Raw genomic sequence first — 17995 nt, 5'->3', positions numbered from 1 at the left:
TATGTCCGGTGCAGGGCGAAAGACCGCACCGCGGTTGTGCCATGACGGGCGCTCCGCCACGTTGGCCGCATGACCATCCCCCTCTCCCGCCGGAGCCTGTTGCTCGGCTCTGCCTCGTTGCTCGCCATGCCTGCCGCCGCGCGGCGGGCAAAGGACGTGCCCTATGTGCCGACGCCCGCGGAAGTGGTCGAAGGGATGCTGGACCTGGCTGGGCTGAAGGCGGGCGAGCGCCTGATCGACCTTGGCTCAGGTGACGGCCGGATTGCGCGCGCTGCGGCGCGGCGTGGGGCCACGGCACTGGGGGTCGAGATCGACAGCGACCTGGTCGCGCGGGCGCGGTCGCTGACCCGGCTCGAGGGACTGGAGGAGCGCGCGCGGTTCGTGCGCGACGATCTGTTCACCGTCTCGTTGCGCGATGTCGATGTCGTCGCGCTCTATCTGCTGCCCGCGCTGAACGAGCGGCTGAAACCCAAGCTGCTCAACGAGATGAAAGCGGGCGCGCGCGTGGTGAGCCATGCGTTCGACATGGGTGACTGGCCGCATGATGACTATCGTGAAATCGCCGACAAGCGCGTCTATCGCTGGACCATCCCTGCGATTGCCGGAGGCGAATGGCAGCTGATCCGGGACGATGGCACGCTTGCGCGGTTGGTGATCGATCAGCGCTACAGCACGGTGTCGGGTACGTTCGAAGGCCGCGCGATCGAAGCGGCGCGCCTGTCCGGTGCAGCCCTGCACTTTACTGCCGACGGCACTGCCTATCGCGGCGTGGTCGGTGCGCGCACGATCGCCGGGGAAGGCTGGCGTGCAGAGCGCATCGACTAACCGCGATCAGCGCTTTACATCCGCCCGATGCGCTACGACACCAATCTGACCACCGATCGCCCAACCTTTGTCACCCATCTCGAATGCGGGATGACCGGCGAGCGCTACGCTGCCGATACGTTGCAGGGGCTGTCACGGGTCGGGCGGCCCTTGCTGGTCCGCTATGATCTGGACGCGGTCCGCGCCGCAGTCACGCCGCGCCACCTGGCGCAGCGACCGGCGGATCTGTGGCGCTATCGCGAGTTGCTGCCGGTGCGGCGGACCGAGAACATCGTCAGCCTTGGCGAGATCGCGACGCCGATCGTGCCATTGCACAAGGTCGGCGCGGGTGCGGGCGCAGCGCGGCTCTTGGTCAAGGACGAGGGGCGCTTGCCTACGGGCTCGTTCAAGGCGCGCGGGCTGGTGATGGCGATCAGCATGGCGAAGGAGCTGGGGGTCACCACAATCGCGATGCCGACCAATGGCAATGCAGGCGCGGCGGCGGCGGCCTATGCCGCGCAGGCCGGGATCGAGGCGGTGATCTTCTGTCCCGACGACACGCCCGAGATCAATGTCCGCGAGATCGCGGCGCAGGGTGCGCGGGTCTATCGCGTCAACGGGTTGATCGACGATTGCGGCAAGCTGGTCGCGGCGGGGAAGGAAGCCAATGGCTGGTTCGACCTGTCGACGCTGAAAGAGCCGTACCGGATCGAGGGCAAGAAGACGATGGGGCTGGAACTGGCCGAGCAGCTTGGCTGGGAACTGCCCGACGTGATCTTTTACCCCACGGGGGGCGGAACCGGGCTGATCGGCATGTGGAAAGCCTTTGCCGAGCTGGAGGCGCTAGGCTGGATCGGCTCCAAGCGCCCGCGCATGGTCGCGGTTCAGGCGGAAGGTTGCGCGCCGATGGTGCGTGCGTGGGAGCAGGGTGAGCGCCACGCGACGCGGTGGGAGGATGCGCATACGGTTGCAGCCGGGATCCGCGTGCCGCAGGCGGTGGGCGATTTCCTGATCCTCGATGCGGTGCGCGAGTCCAACGGATTTGCGATGGCGGTCAGCGACGCCGCGATCCTGGAGGCAGTCGAGGATGCGGCGCGGCTCGATGGGCTATTGCTGTGCCCCGAAGGCGGGGCGACGCTGGCGGCGTGGCGGGCGGCGGTCGCCGACGGGCGCGTGTCGCCGGACGAGACCGCGCTGTTGTTCAACTGCGCAACCGGCCTCAAATATCCGATGGACGACCGGTCGCTGACGCTCGACCGGCACGGGGCGATCGACTTCGCCGCGCTCTAATCCGCCTTGACCCGCGTCATGGCAAGCGCGGCGAGGCAGAGGGTTCCGGCGGCGAAGGCCATCGTCCAGATCGGCTGGTCGGGGAAGAATGTCTTCATGATCGACCCCATGACGGTCGCGACCAGCAGCTGGGGCACCACGACGAACACGTTGAACAGGCCCATGAAAATGCCGAGTTTTGCCTGGGGCAGGTTCGACGCCAGGATCGCATAGGGCATGGCGAGAATCGAGGCCCAGGCGATGCCGATGCCGATCTCGCTGACGATCAGCCATTGCGGATCGCGGATCACGAAGAAGCTGGCATAGCCCGCCGCGCCGCAGAGCAGGCCGATGATGTGGGTGCGCACCTTGCCGAACCGCGCCGCGAGCAGCGGGAGCAGCGTCAGCGCGGCGATCGCGGCCACGCCGTTATAGACGGTGAACAGCACACCCACCCAATTCGCGCCTTCCTGATAGCGCGGGTCGGCGGCGTCGGGTGCGCCGAAAAACACCTGGGCGACGACCGGCGTGGTGTTGATCCACATGATGAACAGCGCTGACCAGCTGAAGAACTGGACGACCGCCAGCTGTTTCATGATCGGTGGCATCCCGGCAAAGTCGCCGACGATGCTGGCGAGCATGCTGGTCCCGCGCCCCGCTTTGGCCAACTGGACCGCGATCAGGCTGGCGACGCCATAGCCAGCGAGCAGCCCGCCGAGCAGATAGACTTCCTTTTCGAGCCCGAACCAACCGACCGCGGCGGCGACCAGCGCGCCGGCGCCGACCCAGATCAGGCTGGCGAACGGGCCGCGCGCCGCGAGCACGCGCACGCTGTCTGCCGCCGCCTCCTCCCGCGCGCCTTCGAACGCGGCGAGCTGTTCGGGGCTGTATTCGCGGGTGGTGAGGATCGTCCACAGCACTGCTAGGAACAAGGCAGCACCGCCGAACCAGAAGGCGTAGCGGACGGTGTCGGGGATGCTGCCGAGCGGCGCTTCGTTCGACACGCCGAGATGCTCCAACCCCCATGGGAAGATCGACCCGACCACCGCGCCTGCGCCGATGAACGCGGTCTGGACGGCATAGCCCGCGCTATGCTGGTCCTTGCGCAGCATGTCGCCGACAAAGGCGCGAAACGGCTCCATCGAGATGTTGAGCGAGGCATCGAGCACCCACAGCATCACGGCAGCAACCAGCAGCACCGGGGCGAGCGGCATCACGAACAGCGACAATGCGGCAAGGATCGCGCCAGCCAGGAAATAGGGGCGCCGGCGCCCGAGGCGACCGAGCCAGGTCCGGTCGCTCATATGCCCGATCACCGGCTGCACGAGCAGGCCGGTCAGCGGTGCGGCGATCCACAGGGCCGGAAGATCGTCGATACTGGTCCCGAGCGACTGGAAGATGCGGCTCATATTCGCATTCTGCAGCGCAAAGCCGATCTGGATGCCGAAGAAGCCGAACGAGATATTCCACAGGCCCCAAAAGCCCTGGCGCGGTTTTTCCATCATTGATCCTTGGAACGGGTCAGGCCGTTGCGCCGCAGGAGCGGCGGACAACGAGTTTGGCGGGGAGCAGCACGTCATGGACGCGCTCTTCGCGGATGCGTCCGAGCAGCGTTTCGACCAGCATCCGCCCGGCGGCGCGGGTGTCCTGCATGACCGTGGTCAGCGGCGGGTTGGTGAAACTTGCGGCGGCAATATCGTCGAATCCGACGATCGCGACATCGTTCGGCACGCGCAGGCCGTGCGTCGCGAGTGCGCGCATCGCACCGATCGCGATCAGGTCGCTGGCGGCAAGAACCGCGTCGATCTGGGCGCCGCGCTCGATCAGCGTCGTGGCGGCAGCGGCGCCGGCTTCCTCGGAAGTCAGGGCGTCGACCTGCAGTGCGGGATCCGGCGTGATGCCGGCTTCGTGCAGCGCGGCAAGATGGCCACGATAGCGGTCGTGAAATTCGGGATAATGGCTGGAGGCATGGCCGAGAAAGGCGATGCGGCGGCGGCCGAGATCGATCAGGTGCCGGGTAGCGGCCCGTCCGCCGCCGTGATTGTCGCAGCCGACCGTCAGTCCGGCGCCCTCGGCCTCGACCGATCCCCAGCGCACGAAATGCGTATTCTGCGCGATCAGTTCGCTGATCTTCGCGCGGTACAGCTCATAATCGCCATAGCCGAGCAGGATCAGCCCGTCGGCGCGGCGGGAGTCCTCATAGTCCTGATGCCAGTCGCTGCCGAGTTGCTGGAACGACACCAGCATGTCCTGCCCATGGTCGGCGCAGGCGCGCATGATCGATCCGAGCATGGAGAGGAAGAAGGGGTTGATCGCGCTGTCGTCGGCGCTTTCGTCCTGAAAGATCAGCACGGCGAGCGTTTCGGCGTGACGGCTGCGCAAGTTGGACGCCGCCTTGTCGACGCGATAGTTCAGTCGGCGGGCAATCGCCTCGATCCGCATGCGCGTTGCTTCATTCACGCCGCGCCCGCCGCGCAGCGCACGCGAAACGGTCGGCTGCGAAACGCCGGCGAGTTGCGCGATATCGAAAGAGGTCGGCTTGCGTTGCATGGCCCTGCCACGTGTCCCCTAAGCGCCGGCAAATGTCCTCCCTGCCTGACCATGCGACGTTGAGCGCCTTTCCCGGCGCCGTCAATGTTGCGCGGTAGCCACGCAGCATCGCGCATGGGCCTGAATACGTATGCCGTTCGCTGGCGCTCCGGCGGGGTTGGCGTGAATATTATGCACAACGCGCCGCAACGGGTGCGCCCCGGCCAGATTAGGGGGCCGGTCCAGGGGAGGAATATATGCGTCACATGCTTGGCGGCCGTCCGGCCGCTCGACTGTCCACCGGCACCAGCGGCCCGGCGCTTGCGGCCGCGCTGCTGCTCGCGGGGCTGGCGATGCCCGCCCATGCGCAGGAAGCTGCGGAGCCCGCTCAGGAAGGCGAGGAGATCGTCGTTACCGGGTTTCGCGCTGCGCTTGAGAGCGCGGTTTCGACCAAGAAGGACTCCGATCAGATCGTCGAGTCGGTGTCGGCCGAAGATATCGGCAAGCTGCCCGACGCCTCGATCGCGGAATCGATCGCGCGCCTGCCGGGCCTGACGTCGCAGCGTATCTCGGGCCGCAGCTCGTTCATCTCGATCCGTGGCTTTGGCCCGGATTTCTCGGCGACCCTGCTCAACGGTCGCCCCCAGACCTCGACCAATGACAATCGCGGGATCGAGTTCGACCAGTATCCGTCCGAGGTCGTCAATGCCGTGAACGTCTACAAGACGCCGAACGCATCGCTGACCACCCAGGGCCTGGTCGGCACGGTCGACATCCGCACGATCCGTCCGCTCGACTATGGCAAGGAAGTGCTCGCCATCGGTGCGCGCGGCATCTACACCGACATGGGCAAGCTCAACAGCGGGTCGAAGGAATGGGGCTATCGCCTCAATGCGACCTATGTCGGCAAGTTCCTGGACGACCGGCTCGGCATCGCCCTGTCGGCGGCTTATGTCGACGAGCCCTATCAGATCGAGGAGTTCGAAGCCTGGGGCTATGCCACCAACCCGGCTGGCGTGAACCTGATCGGCGGCGTCAAGCCGTTCGTGACCACATCCCAGCTGCAGCGGCTGGGCATTTCGGGCACGATCCAGGCGGATCTCGGAAGCAACTGGGAGCTGGCGATCGACGGCTTCTACTCGAATTTCGATGATACCCAGATCAAGCGCGGCATCGAACTGCCGCTCGCCTGGAGCGGGGCGACCCTGTCGCCGACGGGCGTCGAGATCACCGACAATCTGGTCACCGCCGGCACGTTCAGCGGCGTCGAGGGCGTGGTCAACAACCACAATTACCTGCGCCAGGCCGATCTCTATTCGGGCGGCGTCAACCTCAAGCACGAGGGCGACGATGGCTGGAACGTCAATTTCGACTTTGGCTGGTCGCGGACCGACCGCCGCGAGCTGATCCTCGAATCCAACGCCGGCACCGGGCCGGGCGGTGGCGTCGGCGCGACCGACACGCTGTCGTTCCGCACGACCGAGACGGGGACCTTTTTCACCTCGCGCCAGCTCAACTACAGCGATCCCAGCCTGGTCGTGCTGACCGATCCGCTGGGCTGGGGTGGCGGCGCGCCGGGCGGGCGCCAGCATGGCTATTACAATGACCGCATCGTCGACGATGAGCTGTTCAGCTATCTCGCCGAGATCGAGAAGGAATTCGAGAACGGCCCAATCCGGAGCATCAAGCTTGGCGCAAACTATGTCGATCGCGCCAAGTCGCTGGTCCCCGACGAATATTTCCTCCAGCTTGCCGGTGGTGCGCTGCAGGCTCAGGTGCCCAGCCAGTATCGCCTGACGCCGACCAACCTGGCCTATCTCGGCCTGGGGCCGGTGCTGAGCTACAACCCGCTCGATCTGCTGAATGGCGGGGTCTACACCCGCGTCGCCAACACCGCGCAGGACGTGCTGTTCAAAAGCTTCAACGTCGAGGAAGAAGTGCTGAGCAGCTTTGCGATGCTCAACCTTGGCGCGGATTGGGACGGCGCGCGACTGACCGGCAGCGTCGGCGTGCTGGCGCAGCACACCAACCAGAGCTCGACGGGCTATATCCAGACCCCGACCGGGCCGCAGCTGCGCACGCTGGGCGACGATTACTGGGACGTGCTGCCGAGCCTCAGCCTGTCGCTGCGCTTCGACAGCGATTTCGTGATCCGCTTCGGCGCGGCGCGCGAGATCCAGCGTCCGCGCCTCGACGATATGCGCGTCAACATCGCCTATGGCGCGAACATCGCGGAAGGCATTGTCACCGGCAGCGGCGGCAACCCGTCGCTGCGTCCGTATCGCGCGACCGCGTTCGACCTGACGTTCGAGAAATATTGGGGCCGCAGCGGCTATGTCGCGCTGCAGCTGTTCCACAAGACGCTGCACAACTACATCTACACTGCGGAGCGTCCGTTCGACTATTCGAGCTACCCGCTGATCCAGCCGACGCCGCCGGTGGATACGATGGGTCGGATCAGCCAGCCGTTCAACGGCGATGGCGGCAAGATCTATGGCGCCGAGCTGGCCGGGACGATCCCGTTCGAAACTTTCACCTCGGCACTGACCGGCTTTGGCGTGACGGGCGGCGTTTCGTACACCAAGTCGGAGCTGCGGCCGGATCCGTCGCAGCCGCCCGAGAATATCCCGGGCTATTCGGACTGGGTGGCGAACGGCACCGCCTATTTCGAGAAGTGGGGCTTCAACCTGCGCGGCAGCGTGCGGTACCGCTCGACTTTCCTCGGCGACTTCTCCGGGCTGGGGGCGGTGCGTCAGCGTCGCCGGGCGCTGGACGAGACGATCGTCGATGCGCAGGTCGGCTATGATTTCCAGCCGGGCAGTGCGCTGGAAGGGCTGTCGCTGTTCGTTCAGGGTTCGAACCTGACCGACGAGCCGTTCGTTGCCATCAATCCGGGCCGTCCGCTCGAAGTCATGAACTATCAGCGCTTCGGTCGCCGGTTCCAGGCGGGCTTTACCTTCAAGTTCTGATGGTTCCTAAATCCCCCGGCGGCGGGTCCGCCGGGGGGAAAGGCGGTACGATGTCTGAAATGCTGCGCAGCATCGTCATCGCGGGCGGCGGGACCGCCGGCTGGATGACTGCAGCGGCGCTGGCGCGCTTCTGCGGCAAAGGCTGGCGGATCACGCTGGTCGAATCCGAGGAGATCGGCACGGTCGGGGTGGGCGAAGCCACGATCCCGATGATCCGCAATTTCAATCAGGCGCTGGGGATCGACGAAGCGCAGTTCCTGCGCGAGACGCAGGGCACCTACAAGCTCGGGATCGAATTCGCCGGATGGGGCGGGTTCGACGATCGCTATATCCACGCCTTCGGGCTGGTCGGGCGCGGGCTGGGGCTGTTGCCCTTTCACCATTACTGGCTGCGCGCACGCGCGGCAGGCCGGGCAGGGCCGCTCGGCGACTATGTGCTCAACGCCGTCGCCGCCTATGGCAACCGCTTCGCGCATGTGCAGCGGGCGCCGGACAGCGCGTTGCCGCCGATGCCCTATGCCTATCATTTCGACGCCGGGCTCTATGCCGCGTTCCTGCGCCGCTATGCCGAGGCGCGCGGCGTGGTTCGGGTCGAGGGCAAGATCGCGCAGGTCGAGCGCGATGGGACAAGCGGCGACGTGGCCGCGCTCATGCTCACCGGTGGCGAGCGGATCGACGGCGCGCTGTTCGTCGACTGCACCGGCTTTCGCGGGCTGCTGATCGAAGGCGCGCTGGCGACGGGGTATGAGGACTGGAGCCACTGGCTGCCATGCGACCGCGCGGTTGCGGTGCCGTGCGCGAGCGTCCGCCCGCTGACCCCCTATACGCGTTCGACCGCACGCACCGCCGGGTGGCAGTGGCGCATTCCGCTGCAGCATCGCACCGGCAACGGCCACGTCTTTTGTTCGCGCCACATCAGCGAGGATGAAGCGACCGCGACGCTGCTGGCCAATCTGGACGGGGAGGCGCTCGCCGAACCGCGCCTGCTGCGCTTCACCACCGGCAAGCGCAAGCAATTCTGGAACCGCAATGTCGTCGCGATCGGCCTTGCGTCCGGGTTCATCGAGCCGCTGGAATCGACGTCGATCCACCTCATTCAGACCGGGATCAACCGGCTGCTCGACTTCCTGCCGAGCGGGCCGGTGGCGAGCGCCGATCGCGATGCGTTCAATCGCCTTGCCGATTTCGAGATCGAACGGATCCGCGATTTCGTGATCCTGCACTACACCGCCAACGGCCGCACCGGCGAACCCTTTTGGGATGCGCTGCGCACGATGGCGCTGCCCGAGCCGCTCGCCAACCGCATCGCGATGTTCCGCAGCGGCGGCCGGATCGTGCGCGAGCATGACGAGCTGTTCGACGTGCCCGGCTGGCTGCAGGTGATGGTCGGACAGGGGGTGTTGCCTGAGCGCTGGCACCCGCTCGCCGATCAGCTCGACGACGCGCAACTCGACCAGTTCCTGTCGACCGTCGCCACCGCCTTCGCCCGCGATGCCGCGCGGATGCCCGCCCATGACGACTTCGTCGCGCGCTTCGTCGCGACCCCGCAATCTCAGCCCCAGGAAGTGACCCGTCTATGAAGCTGTTGCCGCTGATCCTCGCCACCGCGCTCGCCAGTCCCGCGCTGGCCCAGACGCCCGCGCCGCAGCCAGCGCTGCGCGAGCGCACGGCCGAGCAGGAGGTGCTGTATTTCATGCTGCCCGACCGGTTCGAGAATGGCGATCCGAAGAACGATCGCGGCGGGTTGAAGGGCGACCGGCTGACGCATGGCTTCGATCCCACGCACAAGGGGTTCTTCCATGGCGGCGACCTGAAAGGGCTGATCGCGCGGCTCGATTATATTCAGGGGCTGGGCGCGACCGCGATCTGGCTGGGGCCGATCTACAAGAACAAGCCCGTTCAGGGCGGGCCGGGGCAGGAAAGCGCCGGCTATCACGGATACTGGATCACCGACTTCACCCAGGTCGACCCGCATTTCGGGACGAATGCGGAAATGAAGGCGTTCGTCGACGCGGCGCATGCGCGCGGGATCAAGGTCTATCTCGACATCATCACCAACCACACGGCGGACGTGATCCAGTATCGCGAATGTCCGGAGAGCGCCTGCGCCTATCGCAGCCGCGCCGACTATCCGTACCAGCGCAAAGGGGGCGTCACCGGCAAAGCCATCAATCCGGGCTTTGCCGGTGACGGCATCGGCACGGCGGAGAATTTCGCGAAGCTGACCGATCCGACCTACGCCTACACCCCGTTCGTGCCCGAAGCCGAGAAATCGGTGAAGGTGCCCGCCTGGCTCAACGACCCGATCTTCTACCATAATCGCGGCAACACGACGTTCCGCAACGAAAGCTCGACCATGGGCGATTTCGTCGGGCTGGACGATCTGATGACCGAGAATCCGCGCGTCGTGCAGGGGTTCATCGACATTTATGGCGGCTGGATCGACCGGTTCGGGATCGACGGATTCCGCATCGATACCGCGCGGCACGTGAATCCGGAATTCTGGCAGGTCTTTGCCAAGGCGATGCAGGAGCGTGCGGCGGCGAAGGGCATCCCGAACTTCCACATCTTTGGCGAAGTGGCGAATGAGGGCGATGCCGGCGATCTGGCACTGCACACGCGCGTGCACCAGCTTCCCAGCGTGCTCGATTTCGGGTTTCGCGCGGCGGTACAGGCGACGGTAGCGGGGACCAAGGGCACCGACACGCTCGCCGCGTTGTTCGACCGCGACGCATTGTACGAGGGCGGGGCCGCGACCGCGCTGCAACTGCCGACCTTCATCTCCAACCACGACCATGGCCGCTTCTCGACCGATGTGCGCAAGGCGTTTCCCGCGGCGGACGATGCCGAGCTGCTGGCGCGGGTGAAGCTCGGCCATGCGATGCTGTTGCTGCTGCGCGGGGTGCCGACGGTTTATTCGGGCGATGAGCAGGGCTTCATCGGCGATGGCAACGATCAGGACGCGCGCGAGGACATGTTCCCGAGCAAGGTCGCGGTGTACAATGACAACAAGCTGATCGGCACGACCAGGACGACGGCGGACTCCAATTTCGACATGGCGCACCCGCTCTATGTCGAGATCGCCAAGCTGTCGGCAGCGCGCAAGGCGACCCCGGCGCTGAGCCACGGGCGGCAGGTGACGCGCAACTATGACGAGACGCCCGGCCTGTTCGCGGTGTCGCGCTTCGATCCCGCAACGGGTGCGGAGGTGGTGGTTGCGTTCAACACCAGCGCCAAGCCGATAACGCGGCAGGTCGAGATCGGCGTCGGATCGACCAGCTTCACCTCGATCATCGGCAATTGCGCGACCAGCGCCGCTGCGCCCGGCAGCCTCACCGTCACGCTCCCCGCGTTCGGCTATGTCGCCTGCGCCGCGACCGGAGGCGTCAAGTGAGCCAGGCTGCCCCCGTGATCGCTGTCGAGTCGCACCGGGACTGGTGGCGCGGCGCAGTGATTTACCAGATCTATCCGCGCAGCTTTGCCGATTCCAACGGCGACGGCATCGGCGACCTGCCCGGCATCACCGCGCGGCTCGACCATGTCGCGGGGCTGGGGGTCGATGCGATCTGGCTGTCGCCCTTCTTCACCTCGCCGATGCGCGATTTCGGCTATGACATCGCCGATTATTGCGATGTCGATCCGATTTTCGGGACGCTGGCCGATTTCGATGCGCTGATCGCCCGCGCGCATGCGCTGGGGTTGAAGGTCATTATCGACCAGGTCTATTCGCACACCTCCGATCAGCACGCGTGGTTCAAGGAAAGTCGCGCGAGCCGCGATAATCCGCGCGCGGACTGGTATGTCTGGGCCGATGCCAAGGCGGATGGATCGCCGCCGACCAACTGGCAGTCGGTGTTCGGCGGCCCGGCCTGGACGTGGGACGCGCGGCGCGGCCAATATTATCTGCACAATTTCCTGAGCGAACAGCCCGACCTGAACCTGCATAACCCGGCGGTGCAGGATGCGGCGTTGGCAGCGGCGCAATTCTGGCTGGAGCGCGGGGTCGATGGCTTTCGCGTCGACGCGATCAACTTTGCGATGCACGACCCCCAGCTGCGCGACAATCCGCCCGCGCCGGATGACGGGCGCCCGCGCACCCGCCCGTTCGATTTCCAGAGTCATGTCTATAACCAGAGCCACCCGGATATCGTCCGCTTCCTCGAACGGCATCGCGCGCTGACCGACGCGCATGGCGGCGCGTTCACCGTGGCCGAAGTGGGTGGCCCGACGCCCGAGGCGGAGATGCACGCCTTTACCCGCGGCAGCACGCGGCTCAACAGCGCCTATGGCTTCGACTTTCTCTATGCACCGCGCCTGACCCCGGCGCTGGTCAAGAAGGCCGTCGAGACCTGGCCCGATGAACCCGGCACCGGCTGGCCAAGCTGGGCATTCGAGAATCACGATGCCCCACGCGCCGTGTCGCGTTGGGTCGAGCCCGAGCATCGCAGCGCCTTTGCGGCAATGAAGATGCTGTTGCTGCTGTGCCTGCGCGGCAACGCGATCCTTTTCCAGGGCGAGGAACTGGGCCTGACCCAGGTCGAGATCCCGTTCGACAAGCTGCAGGATCCGGAGGCGATCGCCAACTGGCCGCTGACGCTGAGCCGCGACGGGGTGCGCACCCCGATGCCGTGGCAGGCGGATGCGGAGAATCTGGGCTTTGGATCGGGCGAGCCGTGGCTGCCGGTCGGGGCTGACCATGCCGCGATGGCGGTCGATCGTCAGGCGAGCGAGAATGGGTCGTTGCTCAACCTCACCCGCGGGTTGATCGCGATGCGCGCTGCCAATCCGGCGCTCCGCGATGGAGCGATGGCAGTCGTCGAGGCCGATGAAGCACTGCTCGTCTTTACCCGCCGCAGCGCGGGCCAGCGGCTGACCTGTGCTTTCAATCTGGGCAAGGCCGCGCGGGCATGGCATCCCGCGCCGTCGGACCGGTTCCGGGTGATCGCGGGCGTCAATGGCGCGGCCCCGGGGACGCTGCCAGCCTTTTCGGGCCTGGTCCTCGAACACACAGACTGACGCACATGTGCGTCGACGACAGGAGAGAATGATGCGAGCACCCTTGGCCCTGACAGCGTTGACGCTGCCCTTGCTGGCACTGGCCGGCCCGGCGCTGGCGCAGGATGTTGCGCAGGCAACGACGGCGAAGGCGGGTGGCGCGAGTGTCACCTCGCCCGATGGCAGCATCCGCGTGACCGTAACCACCGATGGCGACGGGCGCCCCTATTACAGCGTCACGCGCAACGGAAAGCCGCTGATCCTGCCATCGCGCATGGGCTTCATGCTCGGTGACGCGCCCAAGCTGGAGCGCGGCTTTGCGATCGAAAGCCAGAGCGTGACCAGCGCGGATTCGACCTGGGAACAGCCCTGGGGCGAATGGCAGAAGGTGCGCGACCGCCATACGCAGCTGCGCGTGCGGCTGAAGGAAACGACCGCGCTCGGCCGGGTGATGGATGTCGTGTTCCGCGTGTTCGATGACGGCTTCGGCTTTCGCTACGAGCTTCCCGCCCCGGCGGACGGAAAGCCGACGCGGATCATCGAAGAACTGACCGAATTTTCACTCGCCAGCGACGGCACCGCCTGGTGGACCCCGGCGGGCGAGTGGAACCGCTACGAATACCCGTACAACAAGACGCCGGTCAGCCGCATGACCCAGGCGCATACGCCGGTGACGATGAAGTTGGCCGATGGCACGCATGTCGCGTTCCATGAGGCGGCTCTGGTCGATTATGCCGGCATGTGGTTGCGCCGGGTTGAAGGGACGCGCTTCCGCGCCGCGCTGTCGCCATCGTCGCAGGGCGCCGCAGTGGTGCGCGAGGGTGCGTTCACGACACCATGGCGCACGCTGCGCGTCGCCGACAACGCGGCGAAGCTGTATATGTCGCAGCTCGAGCTGAACCTCAACGAGCCCAACAAGCTGGGCGATGTCAGCTGGTTCAAGCCCAGCAAATATGTCGGCGTGTGGTGGGAAATGCACCTCGACGCCGCGACCTGGGGCACCGGCGACCGCCTGGGCGCGAAGACCGAGAATGTGAAGCGCTACATCGATTTCGCAGCACGGAACGGGTTCCGCGGCGTGCTGGTCGAGGGGTGGAATGTCGGCTGGGACGGCAACTGGTTCGACAATGGCGATGGCTGGGACTTCGACAAGCCGGTGGCGCAGTTCGATATGGCCGCGCTGTCGGCCTATGCGAAGAGGAAGGGCGTGCACATTGTCGGCCATCATGAGACCGGCGGCGGGGCGGGGCAGTATGAGGCGCAGTCCGACGACGCCTATCGCTATGCCGCAGCGAACGGGATCGAGGTGGTAAAGACCGGCTATGTCACCGATGCCGGGCAGATCGACCGCGTCTGGGCCGATGGCCGGGTGACGCAGGAATGGCATGACGGCCAGTACATGGCGCGCCACCACCTCAACATCGTTAAGACGGCGGCCAAGTATAAGGTCGCGGTCAATCCGCACGAGCCGATCAAGGATACCGGCCTGCGCCGCACCTATCCCAACTGGGTCAGCCGCGAGGGCGCGCGCGGGCAGGAATATAACGCCTGGGGCGAGCCTAAGAACCCGCCCGAGCACGAAGCGAACCTGTTCTTCACGCGGATGCTGGCCGGGCCGTTCGACTTCACGCCGGGCGTGCTGAGCCTGACGGGCAAGGGCGGGACGCCGTTCATGTCGACGCTGGCCAAGCAGCTGGCGCAATATATCGTGCTCTATTCGCCGATCCAGATGGCCGCCGACCTGCCCGAGAATTACGCGAAATATCCGGGCGCGTTCCAGTTCATCAAGGATGTCGCGGTCGACTGGACCGATACCCGCGTGCTGAACGGCGAAGTGGGCGAATATGTCACGGTTGCGCGCAAGGCCAAGGGGACCGGCGAGTGGTTCCTGGGCGCGGTAACCGACGGCACCGCGCGGACGACGGCGGTGAAGCTCGACTTCCTCGATCCGGGCAAGACCTATGAGGCGCAGATCTATCGCGATGGCGCGGGGGCGGATTATCGCACCGACCAGCGGCATGCGATCGTGATCGAGAAGAAGCGCGTGAAGGCGGGCGATGCGCTGTCGATCTGGATGGGGCCGGGTGGCGGCGCGGCGGTGCGCTTCGTCGCCAAGTAACGGAGCCAAGTGAAATAAATTCACTTCGCGAATGGCCGGTGGTGGCCTAGCGTGCGTGCCAGACAGGAGGCGCACCGATGGCCACCACCTTCCAATTGAACGGCGAACCCGCAACCTTTGATGGCGATCCCGAAACGCCGTTGCTCTGGGTCCTGCGCGACCATCTCGGGCTGACGGGCACCAAATATGGCTGTGGCGTCGCCCAGTGCGGCGCGTGCACCGTGCATCTCGATGGCAAGAACCGGCGCTCGTGCGTTACCCCGGTCGGCACGGTTGCGGGCAAGTCCGTGACGACGATCGAAGGCGCGAGTGGCAAGGTCGCCGATGCGGTCAAGGCCGCCTGGGTCCAGATCGACGTGCCGCAATGCGGGTTCTGCCAATCCGGGCAGGTGATGTCGGCGATCGGCCTGCTTACCGCCAAGCCCAAGCCGACCGACAAGGATATCGACGCGGCGATGGCGGGCAATCTCTGCCGCTGCGCCACCTATGTCCGCATTCGGCAGGCGATCAAGGACGCGGCTGGCGTGAAGGGAGAGCGGGCATGAACGCCGTCGCAAACCGCCGCGCGTTCCTGTCCGGAGGCGCCGCGCTCACCATCGGCGTCACGCTTCCGGGCAAGGCGGCAAAGGCACAGGCAGCCGCTGCGACGCTCGCGCCCAACGCATTCGTGCGCGTCGGCAGCGACAGCCGGGTGACGATCATCGCCAAGCATGTCGAATTCGGCCAGGGGCCGGCCACGGGCGTGGCGACGATCATCGCCGATGAGCTGGATGCCGCCTGGGATCAGGTCGAGGTGCTGTTCGCCCCGGCCAATGACCCGCTCTACAAGAATCTCATGTTCGGCACGATGGGCGTGGGCGGATCGACCGCGATGCGCGAAAGCTGGGACCAGATGCGCATGGCCGGCGCAGCGGCGCGGGCAATGCTGGTCGAGGCGGCGGCGAAGCGCTGGGGTGTCGCGCCGGGTGCCCTAAGCATCGCACAGGGCGTGGTCAGCGCTGGCAAGCGCAAGGCGACCTTTGGCGAGCTGGTGGAGGATGCAGCCAAGCTGCCGGTGCCGCAAAAGCCCGCGCCCAAGACCCCGGACCGCTATGTCTATATCGGCAAGCATGTGTCGAAGGTCGACAGCAAGGCCAAGAGCGACGGGTCGGCGGTCTTCACGCAGGATGTGCGCCTGCCCGGCATGGTCCATGCCGCCGTCCGCCGTCCGCCCGCATTCGGCGCGACGGTGAAGAAGGTCGAGGATGGCGCCGCGCGCGCGATTCCCGGCGTGCTCGACGTGAAATCGATCCCTAGCGGCGTTGCGGTCTATGCCCGCGACACCTGGACCGCGCAGCGCGGTGCCGCCGCGCTCGAGGTCGACTGGGATATGGCGAAGGCCGAAACGCGCTCGTCGGACCAGATGCTCGCCGAATATAGCGCCGCCGCGCGCACGCCGGGCAAACAGGTCGAGGCGACGGGCGATGCCGCTGCCGCGCTGGCGCGCGCGGTCAAGACGATCGATGCGACCTATTATTTCCCGTTCCTCGCGCACGCGCCGATGGAAACGATGGACTATGTCATCGAAAAGAAGGGCGAAGGCATCTCGGTCCACGCCGGCAGCCAGTTCCAGGTCGGCGAAATGGGCGCAATGTGCGGCGTTGCCGGGGTGCCGTTCGACAAGAGCGCGCTGGTCCAGCATTATGCCGGGGGCAGTTTCGGCCGCCGCGCCACCCCGGTCATGTTTGACGGGACCGAAGCGGCGGCATGCGCGCGCGCCTATGGCTTTGCCGCGCCGGTCAAGGTGGTGGCGAGCCGCGAAAATGACCTGACCGGCGGCTTTTACCGCCCGATGACGGTGCATCGCGTGCGTGCGGGGATCGACGCCAATGGCGCGATCAGCGGCTGGGATCAGGTCTGCGCCGCCAAGTCGATCATGAAGGATACGCCGTTCGAGGCCATGGGTATCCGCAATGGCATCGACGGCAACATGGTCGAGGGTGCGAACGACACCAACCAGTACAAGATCGGCGATTTCCGGCTGGGCCAGCATCTGATGCAGGGCGGGGTGCCGGTGTTGTGGTGGCGATCGGTCGGCCACACCCACACCGCCTTCGTCAAGGAAACGATTATCGACGAACTGCTCGAACTGGGCGGCAAGGATCCGGTCGCCGGGCGGATGGAGCTGCTCAAGCACGATCGCGCCAAGGCGGTGCTGGCCAAGGTCGCGGCGATGGCGGCGTTCGACAAGCCGGCGAAGAAGGGCCGGGCCAAGGGCATTGCGGTGCACGAAAGCTTCGACAGCTTCGTCGCGCAGGTCGCCGAAGTGTCGAAGGGGCCGGACGGCCTGCCCAAGGTGCACAAAGTGTGGTGCGCGGTCGATTGCGGCATCGCGATCAATCCCGACATCATCCGCGCGCAGATGGAGGGCGGGATCGGCTATGGCCTGGGCCATGCGCTGTACGCCGAACTGACCCTGGGTGAGGGCGGCGTGGTGCAGCAGACCAATTTCGACAGCTATCGCTCGCTGCGGATCGGAGAGATGCCCGATGTCGAAGTGGCGATCATCCCCTCGACCGCCAAGCCGAGCGGGGTGGGCGAGCCGGGACTGCCGCCGATCGCGCCCGCCGTTGCCAACGCCTGGCGCAAGCTGACCGGCAAGGCGGTGCGCCGCCTGCCCTTCGCGCATGGAGAGAATGCATGAGCGTGCAACGTTACGGCCTGATCGCGCTCGGGCTTTCCGCCGTCGCGCTGCCCGCTGCGGTGGTGGCGTCGAGCGAGCCTGCAGCGCCTGCGGGGCTGAAGCCGGTCGCCGCGTTCGCGACCATTGCCGACCCGGCAGTACGGTCGGCGGCGATCTTTACCGAAATGGGCAAGGTGCTGACGCATCCCCGCTGCATCAACTGTCATCCGCGCACCGACAGCCCGTTGCAGGGCGACGACATGCGGTTCCACATGCCCCCGGTCGAGCGTGGGCCGAAAGGGATGGGGATTGCGGGGATGGAATGTTCGACCTGTCACGGTCCGCGCAACGTGACCTTTGCCGATGGCAAGGGCAGCATCCCGGGCCACCCGCTGTGGCACCTCGCGCCGGCATCGATGGCGTGGGAAGGCAAGTCGCTGCGCGAGATTTGCGAGCAGTTGAAGGACCGCAAGCGCAATGGCGGCAAGACGCTGGCGCAGATCCACGAACATAATGCCAGCGACACGCTGGTCGGGTGGGGCTGGAATCCGGGGGTAGGGCGGACCCCTGCACCGGGGACGCAGGCCGAGTTCGGCGCGCTGACCAAGGCGTGGATCGACAGCGGAGCGAAATGTCCGGCGTGACCGG

The 17995-nt window shown here is 66.2% G+C and carries 12 protein-coding genes; 10 read left to right on the top strand and 2 right to left on the bottom strand.

The features are described from left to right. Positions 1–69 precede the first annotated feature (69 nt). Positions 70–825, top strand: a complete 756-nt coding sequence (locus J2Y54_RS08045) for a class I SAM-dependent methyltransferase (RefSeq protein WP_310038408.1) — start codon at positions 70–72, stop codon at positions 823–825. 27 nt (positions 826–852) lie between these two features. Continuing rightward, positions 853–2094, top strand: coding sequence for a threonine synthase (locus J2Y54_RS08040; protein ID WP_310038407.1), 1242 nt, complete (start codon positions 853–855; stop codon positions 2092–2094). Here the strand turns inward: J2Y54_RS08040 and J2Y54_RS08035 are convergent. Continuing rightward, positions 2091–3575 (bottom strand): MFS transporter, encoded by a 1485-nt coding sequence (locus J2Y54_RS08035; protein ID WP_310038406.1) that lies wholly within the window; start codon positions 3573–3575, stop codon positions 2091–2093. The two genes, J2Y54_RS08040 and J2Y54_RS08035, sit on opposite strands and share 4 nt — an antisense overlap. A 19-nt stretch (positions 3576–3594) precedes the next feature. Next, positions 3595–4623, bottom strand: a complete 1029-nt coding sequence (locus J2Y54_RS08030) for a LacI family DNA-binding transcriptional regulator (protein ID WP_310038405.1) — start codon at positions 4621–4623, stop codon at positions 3595–3597. A 236-nt stretch (positions 4624–4859) separates the two neighbouring features. On the opposite strand from J2Y54_RS08030, the gene J2Y54_RS08025 reads away from it, so the two are divergent. From J2Y54_RS08025 to J2Y54_RS07990, 8 genes are all read left to right on the top strand, one after another. Next, complete coding sequence (locus J2Y54_RS08025; protein WP_310038403.1) at positions 4860–7571, top strand: TonB-dependent receptor; 2712 nt, start codon at positions 4860–4862, stop codon at positions 7569–7571. Between the two features lie 50 nt (positions 7572–7621). Beyond that, entirely contained in the window at positions 7622–9151 is a 1530-nt protein-coding gene (locus J2Y54_RS08020; RefSeq protein ID WP_310038402.1) for a tryptophan 7-halogenase, read from the top strand. Beyond that, the gene (locus tag J2Y54_RS08015) at positions 9148–10965 is read left to right on the top strand and encodes an alpha-amylase family glycosyl hydrolase (RefSeq protein WP_310038401.1); all 1818 of its coding nucleotides are present in this window, start codon (positions 9148–9150) and stop codon (positions 10963–10965) included. The genes J2Y54_RS08020 and J2Y54_RS08015 overlap by 4 nt, the downstream gene beginning before the upstream one ends. Then, the gene (locus J2Y54_RS08010) at positions 10962–12587 is read left to right on the top strand and encodes an alpha-amylase family glycosyl hydrolase (protein ID WP_310038399.1); all 1626 of its coding nucleotides are present in this window, start codon (positions 10962–10964) and stop codon (positions 12585–12587) included. Before J2Y54_RS08015 ends, J2Y54_RS08010 begins: the two co-directional genes overlap by 4 nt. A gap of 31 nt (positions 12588–12618) precedes the next feature. Continuing rightward, positions 12619–14685, top strand: a complete 2067-nt coding sequence (locus J2Y54_RS08005) for a glycoside hydrolase family 97 protein (protein ID WP_310038398.1) — start codon at positions 12619–12621, stop codon at positions 14683–14685. Positions 14686–14762: 77 nt separating this feature from the next. Further along, complete coding sequence (locus J2Y54_RS08000; protein WP_310038396.1) at positions 14763–15230, top strand: 2Fe-2S iron-sulfur cluster-binding protein; 468 nt, start codon at positions 14763–14765, stop codon at positions 15228–15230. After that, positions 15227–17368, top strand: a complete 2142-nt coding sequence (locus J2Y54_RS07995; RefSeq protein ID WP_310038392.1) for a molybdopterin cofactor-binding domain-containing protein — start codon at positions 15227–15229, stop codon at positions 17366–17368. Before J2Y54_RS08000 ends, J2Y54_RS07995 begins: the two co-directional genes overlap by 4 nt. Further along, positions 17365–17991, top strand: coding sequence for an Isoquinoline 1-oxidoreductase subunit (locus J2Y54_RS07990; RefSeq protein ID WP_310038391.1), 627 nt, complete (start codon positions 17365–17367; stop codon positions 17989–17991). The genes J2Y54_RS07995 and J2Y54_RS07990 overlap by 4 nt, the downstream gene beginning before the upstream one ends. Positions 17992–17995 lie beyond the last annotated feature (4 nt).

Source organism: Sphingomonas sp. BE123 (assembly GCF_031456015.1).
Taxonomy (GTDB): domain Bacteria; phylum Pseudomonadota; class Alphaproteobacteria; order Sphingomonadales; family Sphingomonadaceae; genus Sphingomonas.
Note: the sequence above shows the minus strand (reverse complement) of the source record. Positions and strands in the feature narration are given on the sequence as shown.